Below are 13,145 nucleotides of genomic sequence, written 5' to 3' on the forward strand. Positions count from 1 at the left end.
GCTACATTGCGCAGGTGAGTGAAAATCTCGATCGCGTCGATCGCTTGATCATCGACGAGCTGGTGTCCGACGGCCGCGCCACGTTGGCGACGCTGGCGGAGAAGGCCTCCCTGTCCGTTTCGGCCGTCCAATCCAGAGTCCGACGGCTGGAGTCGCGGCGCGTGATCCGTGGCTACACCGCCCAGGTCGATCCGGAAGCCCTGGGGCGGCCGTTGTCGGCCTTCGTGGCCATCACTCCCATCGACCCGGCTCAACCCGACGACGCTCCTGCCAGACTGAAGCACCTCTCGGCCATCGAATCGTGCCATTCGGTTGCAGGCGAGGAGAGCTACGTGCTGTTGGTGCGGGTCGAGTCGCCCCGTGCACTCGAGCGCCTACTGCAGGAGATCAGGGCCACCGCCAACGTGCAGACACGCAGCACCATCATTCTGCAGACGTTCTACGACCGCTGACGGCCCGCCACACGCGGTCCGAGGACATCGGTAGGTCGTACAGTCTGGCCCCCACGGCGTCGCGGACAGCGTTTGCCAAAGCAGGAGCGACGGGGTTGTACGGAGACTCGCTCATCGACTTCGCACCGAACGGACCCAACCGGTCGTACGTGTCGGCGAACAGTACTTCGGTCCGAGGAATATCCGCGAACTGCGGAACGTGATAGCTCCGGATGGAATCTGTGGTGACCAGACCGGCACTGTCGGTACGGATCTCCTCGTACAGTGCGCTGCCGATAGCCTGTGCAACGCCACCTTCGACCTGGCCGCGGCACTGCTGCGGGTTCATCACTGTTCCTGCGTCCGCGGCTTGCACCGAGTGCAGAATCTGCACGGAGCCGGTGTTCTCGTCCACCGCCACCCGGAACGCTTGGACATTGAACGCCAGAGATCTCGGTAGCCCGCCGCTGTTGCCCTCGGTGACCAGCGAGCCACCCGCCTTCGCCAAGATGTCGTCGAGGGTGACGAACCGATCGCCGCACCGCACGCCTTCCGGCCCCAGTGTGCAGTCCGAGTGTCGTTGTCCGGTAACGGTTCCGGCGATATCGAGAATCCGTGCGGACAGTGCGCGGACCGCCGCGTAGAGAGCCTTGCCTGCCACCACCGTGCCCGCCGAACCGAAGGCACCGGTGTCGTAGGTGGTCGAATCGGTGTCGGACTGACAGACCTGAATGCGATCGACCGAGGTACCCAACTCGCTCGCCGCGATCTGAGTGTGCACGGTAGTGGTCCCGTTGCCGAATTCCGCTGTTCCGACGCGTATCTCGTACCGACCCTCGGGCAGCAACGCCACCGACGTCTCGGCGCGATGGCCGCGTGGTGGAACGGTCGCGATCATGGCCACCGCCATCCCTTCGCCGACCTTCCATCCCGTCGGCGCATGCTCACCGTTGCCGCGTCGCAGGGCTGCCTCGGCGAGGTCGATGCACTGATCGAGGCCGTAGCTTCCGAACTGCAGGTCGTCCTCCTCGAGATGCGCGGCGACGATGTCGTCGCCGGGGACGATCACGTTGCGTCGCCGAAACTCGAACGGATCGACGTCGATCTCTCTGGCCAGATCGTCCATTGCCGATTCGATCGCGAACATCACCTGTCCCAGTCCATAGCCGCGGAATGCTCCGGACGGAATGTTGTTGGTGTAGACGGTCTTCGCATCGACTCGCTTGTTGGCGCACCGGTAGACGGCGACGGACTCGCCGCACCCGTGGAACATCACTCCGGCACTGTGATTGCCGTAGGCCCCGGCATCGGTGAGAACGTCGATCGACAGCGCGGTCAACGTGCCGTCGGCGCTCGCGGCAGCGGTGACGTCGACCCGGAACGGATGACGACACGGTGAGACGGTGAACTCGTCGGTCCGCGTGAACTCGAATTGCACGGGTCGGCCGGTGCGGAGCACTGCCAGCGCCACGACGTCCTCGGTCAGCAACTCCTGCTTGCCGCCGAAGCCGCCGCCGACGCGGGCGGTGAACACCCGCACCCGATCGCGCGGAAGGCCGAAGATCTCGCAGATCTCGTCGCGTACCAGAAACGGAACCTGAGTGCTGGTGCGCAGATTCAGCCTCCCCGTCTCGTCCAGCCACCCGATGGTGCCGTGGGTCTCCAGGTGCACGTGTTGTACTCGCTGCGTCGTCCACCGCCCGGTGATCACCGCCGCCGCGTCACGGACCGCGGCGTCGACGTCCCCGGTGCTACCGTGCAACTCAGCCACCAGATTTCGTGACGGATCCGCAATGCGAGCCGTCGCATCCTTGTCGCCGTGAATCTTCGGCGCACCGGGTTCGAGCGCGGATTCGGGATCGAACACTGCGGGCAGGACGTCGTACTCGACGACGAGGGCACGGCACCCTTCCTCCGCGGCAGCGACCGAATCTGCGACCACGATCGCTACCCGCTGGCCGATGAAGCGCACGACGGTGTCGAGCACGTGGGTGTCGTCGGGATCGTCGACGCGTCGATCGTGGCGTGCCGTCGAAAATGCGGTCGTGGGGCTGTCTTTCGCGGTGAGCACAAGAACGACCCCTGGCACCCGCTCCGCGGCAGTGACGTCGATGGCGACGATGCGCGCATGCGCATGGGGGCTGCCGAGCACCGTGGCGTGCAGGAGCCCCTGGGGTGAGTGATCGAGGGTGTAAGGCTCGGTTCCGGTGACGATCCGGGTGCTGGCCGGCGCAGCGACGGACCGCCCGCAGGCCGGTCCGTCGACGGCTTTCTCGGTGTTCACCACACCACAGACTGCGTCGGCTATCGCCCGGTACCCGGTGCAGCGACACAGATTTCCCTTCAGTCGCTCGGGGAGTTCGTCCATGTCGTTCTCGGTCAGGGTCGATGCGGTGACGACCATTCCTGCCGTGCAGAAACCACACTGGAAGCCGGCGGCTTCGACGAAGCGGCTCTGCACGGGATGCAGGTCGTCCGGGGTGCCGAGCCCGGTAACGGTGGTCACGGATCGGTTCTCGGCGCGGAATGCGGGGAAGATGCACGAATGCACCGGCTCACCGTCGACGAGAACCGAACATGCTCCGCAATCGCCTGCGTCGCAGCCTTTCTTCACCTCGAAATGTTCGTGCTCGCGCAGCATGGTTCGTAGGCACTGGCCCGGCCGCGGGCTGACGTCGGTCGGTACACCGTTGATGTCGACGATCATGACAACTCCTCGCGAATCTGCTGGGCTGCAGTACAACTGATGTGTCGGCGCCAGTCCGGCGCACCGTGGGGATCGTCGTACCAGTGCTCGGGGCCGATCGTTACGGCCAGCGCGTCGTCGAGTTCGTCGGCCGTCGGCAGAGCCGGAAAGCGAAGTACGAACGGGCGGACGGTCGATGCGCTGACCGTCAGCACGAACGTGCCGCCGGCGTCGACTCGGCCGATCACCACCGCGGCCGACCGGCCGAGCGGTGACAGTGCGAGCTTGCGCATCGCGGTCCTCGCCTCGAGTGCATGCCGTGGAATCGCGATGCTGCGCAACACATCTCCAGGACGAAGGGCGTTGGTATGCGGCCCGGTGATCAATTCGTCGATCGCGATGTCGTAGTCGTGTTCGGGACCGTCTGCCGACCACACTTGCCCGATTCCGTCGAGGGCTGCGGTGGCCGAGATCATCGCACCGGCGGGCAGGGCCAACGCGATGTTGCCGCCGACGGTGGCGGTTTTCCAGATCTTGAACGAGGCCAACAGTGCTGCGGCGCAGCGAGGAAACAGCGCGGCGGCAGGCCACGGCGAATCGAATCGCGCCAGCGTCTCGATCGTGCACGTGGCGGCGATCTCGAGCCCTGCCTCGGTGACCGTCAACGGCTCCCAGCCCAAGGCGGTGATGTCGACGAGGGTACTCAGATGATCCTGCTTCTCCGAGAACAGCCAGGTACCACCTGCGAGTACTGCGGTGTCCGCGCGTCCCGGCGGCAGGTCCGCTCGGGAGCCGGGAAGCAGAACGTTGTCGACAGTGCCGAGATCCATGGTCTTCGTTCACCTCATCCTCGCCGGGAGGGTCCACCGCGCCGGCAGGTCCACCACCCGATGTGTCACCTCGAACTCTAGTGAGTTTCTGTTACCGATCTGCGGTGGTCCGGCGATCCGTCCGAAACTCGGCGGAAACAACCCGCACCTAGTGTGGTCTCGAACAAGCGCAGTGATGCCGAGCCGGGGGAGGGCAACAGTGCTGGTCAAGGACTTGCTCGACGCCACGGGGCTCTGCATTCGATTGCTCACCTCAGACCCGGACGCTCTGGACCGCACTTTGCGGTGGACGTACACCACCGATCTGCCGGATCCGTCGCGCTACATCGCCGGCGGTGAATTGGTCATCACCGGCCTGGTGTGGCGTCGAACGCCGGCCGACAGCGAGGTGTTCGTCCGGGCGGTCGCAGAATCCGGGGCCTCGGCACTCGCGGCGGGGGAGGGATTGCTCGGCCACATTCCACCGGATCTGATCGACGCGTGCGAGCGGCATGGACTGCCCTTGCTGGCCGTACCCGACAATGTCTCGTTCGGCGAGGTCACCGAGTTTCTCGTCGGGAGAGTCACCGGTGATCGAATCGCCTCGCTCAACAGCTCCCTCGTTCGGCACCGCCAACTGCTGACCGCGGTCGCAGACGGTAGGGCCCTCGACGAGCTGGCCCTGCACACCTCCAGGGAAACTGGAATGGCATGCCTGATCTTCACCGCTACCGGGCGCCGGCTGGTGGCCGAGGTCGTCGCGTTCTCCGATGCCGACGTCGACACGTTGACACACGCCGCGCTGTCCTCCGAAAGACTACCCACGACAACGACTCTCAGTGACGGCGAGCCGTACAGCATCTTCGGGATCGGCCCGTCGCTCGCGCAGAGAACCACGCGGTGGTTTCTCGCGGTGGCGGGAGACATGGACACGTTCCTTCCCGCGATTTCCGACGCGTTCGGTCAGCTGGCAGCCATCGCCGCCCTCGATCGTGCTCGACGCGAGGAAGGACGGCTGGTCCGGCGCGAAATAGCAGACCAGGCAGTGGCATTGATCGAAGCCGACAGCAGTAGGCCCGAGGCGCTGACTCGGCTGCGACAGGCAGCCGTCGATCCGGACCGTCCGCTGGTCGTCATCAGAATTGTGCACAGCGGCAAAGTCGATCTGCGCGAGATGTTGCGGACAGTGCTCAGCGACACTCTGACCTCCTTCGGCGGCGGCTGCGTCGGTGCCAGCACACACGGCGACATCGTCGCGATCGTGAACACCGAGGATCCATACATTGCGCAGACCCTCCGAACTCGATTGTCCCGCTTGGGTTCCGGGATCGGGCGCAGCCGCCTGCTCGTGGGCGTCAGCTCGGAGGCCACCGGTCTCACCATCGACGGCGCGCTGCGTTCGGCCCGGCACGCCCTCGACATGAGCCGGCAGGGGACCGGCCCCGTCACCGTCACCACCGGTGCGCAGCTGACCTCGGCAGTGTCGATGTTGTCGGCACTGCCCGACGACGTGCGTCGATCTTTCGTCGAGCATGTTCTGGCACCCCTGCTCGAGTACGACCGGCGCGCCGACGCCGGTCTGGTCGACACACTTCGTGAGTTTCTTGCCACCGGCGGATCGTGGAACCGAACCGCCGACTCGTTGCATGTGCACCTCAACACCGTCCGGTATCGAATCAAGCGGGTCGAGGAACTACTCGGCCGCGACCTGGGCTCCACCGAGGACAGACTGGACGTCTACCTCGCTCTGCAATCCATCCCTCGGTCGTCGGCCACGGGAGCGGCATAAGATCGAGGAATGACAGGCTTCACCGGAATCCCTTTCGCTGCGCTGGACTTCTACGAGGACCTCGAGGCCGACAACAGCAAGCTCTGGTGGAACGAACACAAAGATGTCTACGACAACGCGGTCAAAGGACCGATGACGGCGCTGCTGGCGACTCTCGAACCGGAGTTCGGCAACGCCAAGGTGTTCCGCCCGTACCGCGATGTCCGATTCTCCAAGGACAAAACACCCTACAAGACCCATCAGGGTGGATTCGTCGCTCGCGGTGACAGTCTGGGCTACTACGTGCAGATCGACCCCGCCGGGCTGTTCGTCGCGGGCGGCTTCTACAACAGCTCCACCGAGGGCATCGCCCGCTACCGCCGCACCGTGGACGACGATGTGCGCGGGGCCGAACTCGAACGAATCATCGCGGCGCTGACCAAGGCCGGCTACGAGATCGGCGGCGACACGCTCAAGACCAAGCCGCGCGGATTCGAGATCGATCACCCACGCATCGACCTTCTCCGGCACAAGTCGCTCACCGCCGGTAAACACTTCGGTTCACCCGAGTGGCTGAAGACACCGAAAGCCGCGACGAAGGTGCGCGACGCCTGGCGTGCCCTGACTCCCTTGGTGGAATGGTCTGCTGCACTGCACACGTGAGCGGGGCGCTCTATCCGACGACGGAGTACGTTCGCCAGGCACTTCCAGCGTCCGGGGCATCCTCGCGTTCGACCGTTGCCTGAATCAGACCGTACGGACGATCGTCGGCGTTGAACACCTCGAGGTTGTTCTCGATGTCGAACTTGCCGAGGTCGTACAGGAAGTGGTGCTTGTTCGGTGCCGACATCGAGATCTCGGCGATGAACGGATACTTCTCCAGCACTGCCTCACCCATGGCGTACAACGTCTGCTGCAGCGCCAAGGACTGCAGATTGGCGAACCTTTCGATCATCGCGGCCTTCACACCCGCGTACACCGCGTCCCACTCGACATCGGTTGTGGTGTAACGCCATTGCGCCGTCAGTGACGTCGCCATCACGCGGTCGGTGGTGGGCTCGAGAACGGTCAGGTCGTCCTCGAGGAAGCCGTGGAACTCCGAACCCGTCGACTTCAGGATCACCATCTCCTTGAAGCCGCTGATCACCCACGTGCGCTGGGCATCGCCCTTGCCTTCGACGGTCACTGCCGACGTGCGGATCTCCTCGCCCTTGCGCGTCCAGGTGTGATCGTGCTCGACGCCGTCGATGACCACTCGAGCCCAGGCATACTCCTCGAGCTCGATGCGGGCACCGTCGACGGGCTCGACGTCGTCCACGTAGTGGCGAGCCAGATCGAGGCCGTAACTCTCGAGGTGCAGTAGGCCCTTGGTCTTGGCATAGGCGTACGCGGTCTGCTTCTGGGTGTCGGTGGGCAGCACGTTGGACTGATCACCCACCAGATGCGCAGGGGAGAAGTTGCCGCGCAGCGCGCTCGAGACGTTGATGTCGTGAATTTCGTGCTGCGGCGAGTCTCGATAGATCCGCACCACGCGGTTCTCCGCCTTGCCGTACTGATTGGATCCGAGGACGATCTTGCCGGTCAGGTCGGTCATGTCAGCTCCCGCGATAGGTCGAATAAGCGAAGGGGGACAACAGCAAAGGCACGTGGTAGTGCGCATAGGGATCGGTGACGGTGAACGAGATGGACACCTCGGGGTAGAAGCTCGGTGTCGATGTGGCCTCGAAGTAGTCACCCGTGTCGAACGAGAGGCGGTAGACGCCCGGATCGATCGGGCCGGGCACGACTTCACCGATGCGTCCGTCTCCATCGGTGGTGGCGGTGGAGATCTCACCCTTCTCGGGGTGGAACAACCGCACCCGCATCCCGACCGCCGGTGTTCCCGAGGTGGCATCGAGCACGTGTGTGGACAGCCCGGTCACTGCTCCGGACCCAGCATGCGGCCGAGGCGAATTCGATTGATCTTGGCCAGTTCCACGCGGAGCACCCGTCTTTCGGTTTCGGCATCGTTGTCGAGCCTCTCCTCGAGGATAGCGAGCAGGTCCTCCGCGGACCGGCCGGTGGCGCACACCAGGTAGACGTGACCGAACTTGTCCTCGTACGTTCTGTTGCCCGCCGCCAACTTCTCGCGCACCTCGGAACCCGCGGTCGTCACCGCGGCCTGCTCACGCTTCGACGACGGGTTGTCGGCCTTCCCGCCGATGCGGGGATGACCGTCGAGCGCATGATCGATCTCGGCCTCGGGTAGCTCGGCGAGCACTCGATCCGCCCTGTCCAACAGCAGATCTCGACTGTCGAAGGGACGGCCCTGGGCGACTCGACGGGCCCAGATCGACGACGCGCAGCACTCGTAGAGTGCATGCATCGCCTGACGATTACTGAGCCGGTTGAACCCGTCGAGCCCTATCCATTCGTGTAGCAACTCGCGCTCGCTATCTGAAGTCGTTGATGCGACCGAACCGCGCGGCCGCGATCGGGTTGGCATCGGCCACGAGATCGTCGAATCGGTAGTTCGCGATCTTGGCTATCTCGATCATCGCGAACGACCGCTCTGCCGACGGTGCGTTCTCGACGCGAGACCAGCCGTTGGCCAGGACTCGATCGTAGCGTTCGGTCTCCCGCGCGCAGATCACCAGCGGGAAGCCGAAGTGTTCGCGATATTCGGCGGCCAGTTGGACGATGTTGTCGTGCTCGTCCTCCTCGAGGTTGGACAGTCCGACGTGATCTGCGGCATTGAGGGTGCCGGTGGCGTCCTCGCTGCCGAGATCGGGGTAGCTGTTGATCAGCTCGATCTGTTCCTCGGTGGTGCCGGCCAACAGTGCCTCCTGGAAGGCCTCGCGCAGACCGTGAGCATCGGCGAAAGGCCGTTGCTGGTAGGCGCGCTCGACAACCCACGGAGTGCCCTGCACCAAGCCGCCGAACGTGGCAGCGAAGTCCTCCGCGGACATCTCGTTGACCTTGTCGAGGGTGATGCCCTTACCCGGACCGCCGGCGACGGCCTGACCGCGGTTGCCGATGTGGAAGAACAGCACGTTGAGCACGATCGCGGAGACCGCGCCGAGGACGATGCCGCTGCCGAACAACATCTCCAGCCAATCGGGCACGCCTTCGGAGACCGACGGTTGAATGGTCACGAGCATCGCGAGCCCGAGGCTCGTGGCGACGACGATCAGGTTGCGGTGATCGGTGAAATCCACCTTCGACAGGGTCTGGATTCCCACCACGGCGACGGTCGCGAACAGGGCGAGCGCGGCTCCGCCGAGCACCGGCGGCGGGATGGATGCCACGACGGCTGCCGTTTTGGGCAGCAGGCCGAGCAGAATCATGATGCCGCCTGCCGTGGCCACCACCCAGCGGCTGCGCACACCGGTCAGGCGCACCAGGCCGACGTTCTCCGAGAAGGCCGTGTACGGGAACGAGTTGAACGTACCGCCGATGACGGTGGCAACTCCGTCCGCGCGCAGAGTCGCTGCGATGTCGTCCTTCTTGATGCGCTTGCCGACGATCTCACCCGTCGCATACACACTGCCGGTGGTTTCGACGGCGATGATCAGCATGACGACGATCATCGAAATGATGGCGATGACACTGAATTTGGGCACACCGAACAGGAAGGGCTGCGTGAAACCGACCCACGATGCGTCCGAGGTGCCGTCGAAGTTCATGTCTCCCAACACGAATGCGACCGCACTGCCGATGACGAGGCCGAGGAGCACGGCGATGGTGGCCATGAATCCCTTGAAGAACCGTTGGATCAACACGATGATCAGCAGTGTGCCGATCGCGTACGCCATCCACCGCCCGTTGGTCGGGTCCTGTTGGTGAGTAGCGGGATTGGTCACCGCATCGTTGACGGCCACCGGAAGGAGCGCCACACCGATGATCGTGATGACGGTACCGGTCACCACCGGTGGGAAGAAGCGCAGCAGCCTACTGAAGTAGGGTGCCATGAAGAACGTGACGAGACCGGCGACGATGACGGCACCGTAGACGTACAGCAACCCCTCGGTGCCGCCGCCGTTCGCCATCGCGATTGCGATCACCGGTGATACACCGGCGAACGTCACACCTTGCAGCAGCGGCAGGCGGACACCGATCTTCCAGAATCCGACCGACTGAATGATCGACGCGATGCCGCAGGTGAACAGGTCGGCATTGATCAGGTGGATCAGTTGTTCGTTGGTCAGTCCGATCGCACTGCCGATGATGATCGGCACGAGCACGGCACCGGCGTAGAACGCAACGACGTGTTGGAACCCGTACGCAGCAAGTTTCGGAACGGGAAGTACTTCATCGACAGGATGGACACGTTTGCGTGTGGTGGGCTTGACGGACATGGGTGGGCACCTCGCGGAAGCAACAGGGCAGGATTCCTGCGACGCTGCAGGAGAAGTGCACTAAGAATCAGCCATCACGCCTATCCTCGCTAGTCGAGCGAGCACAAACTTCGGGGCGTACTCGACGTGGACGTTGTGCGAACATCCAAGACTCCACCCAACAGTGAAGGGAGTGATCGTGTCGGACCTTGCCGTCGGAGTGCTGCTCGCCGCCGGTGCCGGAACGCGATACGGATCGCCCAAGGTTCTCGCCCACGACGGGCTGTGGCTTCGCACGGCAGTGCAGGCATTGCGTGACGGCGGCTGTGACCGCGTGATCGTGGTGCTGGGCGCGGCCGATGCCCCTGTCCCCGACGGCGCGATCGCCGTCCATGCACCCCGGTGGGAACAGGGAATGAGCGCGTCGTTCGAGGCCGGGCTGACAGCGGCGTCGGACGCGAACTACGCAGTGGTGCACGTGGTCGATACCCCGGACGTCGGAGCCGAGGTGGTGCGGGCAGTGCTCGATGCTGCGCGGGAAACCGGTCTCGCGAGAGCCGTGTTCGACGGCCGCCCAGGTCATCCGGTCGTCTTGGCGCGGCGTCATTTCGAGGCGGCCGTGACATCGGCGTCGGGCGATTTCGGTGCCCGGGGCTTCCTGAAAGGCCGCGACGACGTCAGTGCCGTCGAATGCTCGCAGTGGGCAACGGGAATCGACCACGATTACCAGTAACCTGTCGTGCGCGTTTTGCGTACCTCTGACTACGCAAAACGCGCACGACCGGGGTGCTACGCCCAGTCGGCTGCGATCGCCTCGATCATGCCGTCGAACTGATGACCACCGGTCGGGAACTCGATGACTCTCGCCGACGGCAGAGCCGTCGAGTTCAGCGCCAGGTGAGCAATGGGAACCACGTCGTCGTCCCGGCAGTGGACGAGTGTCAGGTCGGTCTCGGGCTCAGGGTCGGTGAACGCGTAGTCGGCGACGTCCCACCCACGCGGAGTCCAGTCCGGCATCGCCAGCAGAGCAGCCCGGACGGGCCGATCCCGGCGACGTTCTGCCAGGACCCTGACGAGGATCGACGCGCCGAAGGAATGCGCAATCACCGAATCCTCCGGTCCGAGCCGGTCCAGGTGCTGCCGAATCGGTTCGGCCCAGTCCTCGAAACCCATGGCTGTGTCGGACAGCTCCGGCATACGAAGGTCGAGACGCAGAGCCCCGGCCAACCCGTGCGCGAGCTCCGCGTCGTCGACGAATCCGCCGGCACCGTGAACGAACAGAAGTCGACGAACCACGATGCTTCCCTTTCCTCGAGATCGGTCATACGAAGAAGACCCACCGGCCACCGCAAAATCACCGGTTGACCCGGACCGCCGCACCTGGAATTGTCGACGGCAGCGTCGCGTGTCGATGACGGACTGCGTCAGGCATGGAGGCGTCGTACTGCCCAGGAGGCAGCGGTTGTCCATTTCGTTCGATCACACCATCATTCCTGCGAAGAACAGTTCTGCATCGGCGGCGTTCTTTCGTGAACTGTTCGCCTTACCCGAGGCTCCGTCGTGGGGGCCGTTCGTCAACGTGCAACTCACCGACGGCACGCTGATCCAGTTCGCCGAACCACCGGTGGAAGACATTCAGGTCCAGCACTACGCTTTTCGGGTCAGCGAGGACCTGTTCGACGAGGCCTACGCCAGGCTGTCGGACAACGATGTCGAACACTGGGCCGACCCCCGAATGACCGAACCAGGAACGGTCAACACCGGGCACGGTGGCCGCGGAGTGTATTTCCGTGACCCCACCGGGCACTTCTTCGAGATGCTGACGCACTCGTACCTGACCCCGCAGGGTGAGCCGGTACCGTAGCGATCGTGGCCGAGCAACAGCATGTTTCGATGACGAGAACCGCCTACGACACTGTTGCCGAGAGTTACGCGGACCTCGTTCGTCACGAACTCGACGGTCGGCATCTCGAGCTCGGTCTCTTGGCGACGTTTGCCGACCGGGTGCTGGGTGGCGAGGTTCTCGAGGTCGGTTGTGGCTCCGGCCGCATCACCGAGCACCTGCATCAGCTGGGCCTGGACGTGACCGGAATCGACCTGTCGCCGAACATGGTCGAGGTTGCTCGACGCGAATTCCCACATCTGACATTCCGCGTCGGATCCATGGAGTCGTTGGCGGCGGCGGACAGTTCGGTTGCCGGGATCGTTGCCTGGTATTCGATCATCCACACTCCTCTCGAGCACCTGCCGGCAATATTCGCCGAATTGAACAGAGTGTTGACACCGGGGGGATTGCTGCTGATCGCGTTCCAATCCGGCAACGAGCGAGTACGGCTCGAACAGGTCTACGGACACTCGGTTTCGTACGACGCCTATCGACTCGACCCCGATGCGATCGTGGCCGATCTCGTCGATTCGAATTTCGCGGTGGACGTTCGAGTGCACCGGGCCGCGGTGGGATACGAGCCCACACCGCAGGCGTATCTGATGGCCCGCAAAGCGAACACCGCGAGACGCGACGACCGGTAGCGTCGAGACCGCGAAAGGTGGTGGCCGCTACAGTCGTCTCCGTGATTCTCGGACCGAACGATGCGGTATCCCGTCGCCCCTCGAGGATCGTCGTTGCGGGGACGTCCGGTTCCGGCAAGACCACGCTGTCTGCCCGTCTCGGATCGGTTCTGGGAATCGAACACATCGAGATCGACAGCCTGTATCACGGGCCGAATTGGACGCCGCGGGCGACTTTCGAGTCCGACGTGGAGGAGTTCATTTCGCGCCCGTCGTGGGTCACCGAGTGGCAGTACAGTGTGGTGCGCGATCGTCTCGTCGATCGCGCGGAGCTGATGTTGTGGCTCGACCTGCCGCGTCGAACGGTGATGCGGCAGATCGTGATTCGGACATTGCGTCGACGGTTCGGCAGGCGCGAACTGTGGAACGGTAACGTCGAGCCGCCGTTGCACCGTATTTTCTTCGACCGTGACCACATCATCCGATGGGCATGGCGTACGTACCCTCGGACTGCGGAGAGAGTGCGTCACGTCAACCTCGGGCGTCCGGAGTTGACGATCGTACGGTTCGAGTCACACAGGGACGTGGACGCGTGGATTGCGCACCAGCTGATTCCGCTGACGTGAC

General features: G+C 64.1%; 14 protein-coding genes. 7 read left to right on the plus strand and 7 right to left on the minus strand.

Annotated features, from left to right (window positions below):
- The first annotated feature begins 14 nt into the window (after positions 1–14).
- Complete coding sequence (locus tag ACQR3T_RS04045; RefSeq protein ID WP_032376860.1) at positions 15–452, plus strand: Lrp/AsnC family transcriptional regulator; 438 nt, start codon at positions 15–17, stop codon at positions 450–452.
- On the opposite strand, the gene ACQR3T_RS04050 is transcribed toward ACQR3T_RS04045, so the two are convergent.
- The gene (locus ACQR3T_RS04050) at positions 424–3,138 is read right to left on the minus strand and encodes a molybdopterin-dependent oxidoreductase (RefSeq protein ID WP_428692601.1); all 2,715 of its coding nucleotides are present in this window, start codon (positions 3,136–3,138) and stop codon (positions 424–426) included. The genes ACQR3T_RS04045 and ACQR3T_RS04050 overlap by 29 nt on opposite strands.
- Entirely contained in the window at positions 3,135–3,947 is an 813-nt protein-coding gene (locus ACQR3T_RS04055; protein ID WP_428692602.1) for an FAD binding domain-containing protein, read from the minus strand. The genes ACQR3T_RS04050 and ACQR3T_RS04055 overlap by 4 nt, the downstream gene beginning before the upstream one ends.
- Positions 3,948–4,146: 199 nt before the next feature.
- Here ACQR3T_RS04055 and ACQR3T_RS04060 point away from each other — a divergent pair, with 199 nt between their 5' ends.
- Positions 4,147–5,715 (plus strand): PucR family transcriptional regulator, encoded by a 1,569-nt coding sequence (locus ACQR3T_RS04060; RefSeq protein WP_428692603.1) that lies wholly within the window; start codon positions 4,147–4,149, stop codon positions 5,713–5,715.
- 9 nt (positions 5,716–5,724) lie between these two features.
- A complete protein-coding gene (locus tag ACQR3T_RS04065) occupies positions 5,725–6,357 on the plus strand; it encodes a DUF2461 domain-containing protein (protein ID WP_032376863.1) in 633 nt (210 codons plus the stop codon).
- A gap of 10 nt (positions 6,358–6,367) precedes the next feature.
- Here ACQR3T_RS04065 and pucL read toward each other — a convergent pair whose 3' ends face one another.
- Genes pucL through uraD (ACQR3T_RS04085) form a run of 4 tightly spaced genes read right to left on the minus strand, consistent with a single transcriptional unit; the run spans position 6,368 to position 10,031 of the window.
- Positions 6,368–7,288 carry a factor-independent urate hydroxylase gene (pucL, locus tag ACQR3T_RS04070; RefSeq protein ID WP_428692604.1) on the minus strand — a complete coding sequence of 307 codons (921 nt, stop codon included), beginning with the start codon at positions 7,286–7,288 and terminating at the stop codon, positions 6,368–6,370.
- 1 nt (position 7,289) lies between these two features.
- Positions 7,290–7,616, minus strand: coding sequence for a hydroxyisourate hydrolase (gene uraH / locus ACQR3T_RS04075; RefSeq protein ID WP_428692605.1), 327 nt, complete (start codon positions 7,614–7,616; stop codon positions 7,290–7,292).
- Complete coding sequence (gene uraD / locus ACQR3T_RS04080; protein ID WP_428692606.1) at positions 7,613–8,116, minus strand: 2-oxo-4-hydroxy-4-carboxy-5-ureidoimidazoline decarboxylase; 504 nt, start codon at positions 8,114–8,116, stop codon at positions 7,613–7,615. The genes uraH and uraD (ACQR3T_RS04080) overlap by 4 nt, the downstream gene beginning before the upstream one ends.
- Positions 8,117–8,126: 10 nt before the next feature.
- Positions 8,127–10,031 (minus strand): 2-oxo-4-hydroxy-4-carboxy-5-ureidoimidazoline decarboxylase, encoded by a 1,905-nt coding sequence (uraD, locus tag ACQR3T_RS04085; RefSeq protein ID WP_428692607.1) that lies wholly within the window; start codon positions 10,029–10,031, stop codon positions 8,127–8,129.
- Positions 10,032–10,206: 175 nt separating this feature from the next.
- Between uraD (ACQR3T_RS04085) and ACQR3T_RS04090 the strand changes: the two genes are divergently transcribed.
- Positions 10,207–10,743: a nucleotidyltransferase family protein gene (locus tag ACQR3T_RS04090; RefSeq protein WP_428693046.1), complete on the plus strand. Its 537-nt coding sequence runs from the start codon at positions 10,207–10,209 to the stop codon at positions 10,741–10,743.
- Positions 10,744–10,799: 56 nt separating this feature from the next.
- Here the strand turns inward: ACQR3T_RS04090 and ACQR3T_RS04095 are convergent, their stop codons facing one another.
- Positions 10,800–11,306: an alpha/beta hydrolase gene (locus ACQR3T_RS04095; protein WP_428692608.1), complete on the minus strand. Its 507-nt coding sequence runs from the start codon at positions 11,304–11,306 to the stop codon at positions 10,800–10,802.
- A gap of 166 nt (positions 11,307–11,472) precedes the next feature.
- Between ACQR3T_RS04095 and ACQR3T_RS04100 the strand changes: the two genes are divergently transcribed.
- From ACQR3T_RS04100 to ACQR3T_RS04110, 3 genes are read left to right on the plus strand one after another with little or no spacing between them, the layout of a single operon-like run.
- Positions 11,473–11,874, plus strand: coding sequence for a VOC family protein (locus tag ACQR3T_RS04100; RefSeq protein ID WP_428692609.1), 402 nt, complete (start codon positions 11,473–11,475; stop codon positions 11,872–11,874).
- Between the two features lie 29 nt (positions 11,875–11,903).
- The gene (locus ACQR3T_RS04105; RefSeq protein WP_428692610.1) at positions 11,904–12,539 is read left to right on the plus strand and encodes a class I SAM-dependent DNA methyltransferase; all 636 of its coding nucleotides are present in this window, start codon (positions 11,904–11,906) and stop codon (positions 12,537–12,539) included.
- 41 nt (positions 12,540–12,580) lie between these two features.
- Positions 12,581–13,144, plus strand: a complete 564-nt coding sequence (locus ACQR3T_RS04110; RefSeq protein WP_428692611.1) for an AAA family ATPase — start codon at positions 12,581–12,583, stop codon at positions 13,142–13,144.
- Position 13,145: the final 1 nt, after the last annotated feature.

Source organism: Rhodococcus sp. IEGM1428, assembly GCF_050321865.1.
In the GTDB taxonomy this organism is placed as follows: Bacteria; Actinomycetota; Actinomycetes; order Mycobacteriales; family Mycobacteriaceae; genus Rhodococcoides.

Excerpts from the sequence above, each read along its gene's own strand:
- ACQR3T_RS04050 (WP_428692601.1), bottom strand. The coding sequence starts at position 3,138 with ATGATCGTCGACATCAACGGTGTACCGACCGACGTCAGCCCGCGGCCG.
- ACQR3T_RS04105 (WP_428692610.1), top strand. The coding sequence starts at position 11,904 with ATGACGAGAACCGCCTACGACACTGTTGCCGAGAGTTACGCGGACCTC.
- ACQR3T_RS04065 (WP_032376863.1), top strand. The coding sequence starts at position 5,725 with ATGACAGGCTTCACCGGAATCCCTTTCGCTGCGCTGGACTTCTACGAG.
- pucL (WP_428692604.1), bottom strand. The coding sequence starts at position 7,288 with ATGACCGACCTGACCGGCAAGATCGTCCTCGGATCCAATCAGTACGGC.
- ACQR3T_RS04055 (WP_428692602.1), bottom strand. The coding sequence starts at position 3,947 with ATGGATCTCGGCACTGTCGACAACGTTCTGCTTCCCGGCTCCCGAGCG.
- uraD (WP_428692607.1), bottom strand. The coding sequence starts at position 10,031 with ATGTCCGTCAAGCCCACCACACGCAAACGTGTCCATCCTGTCGATGAA.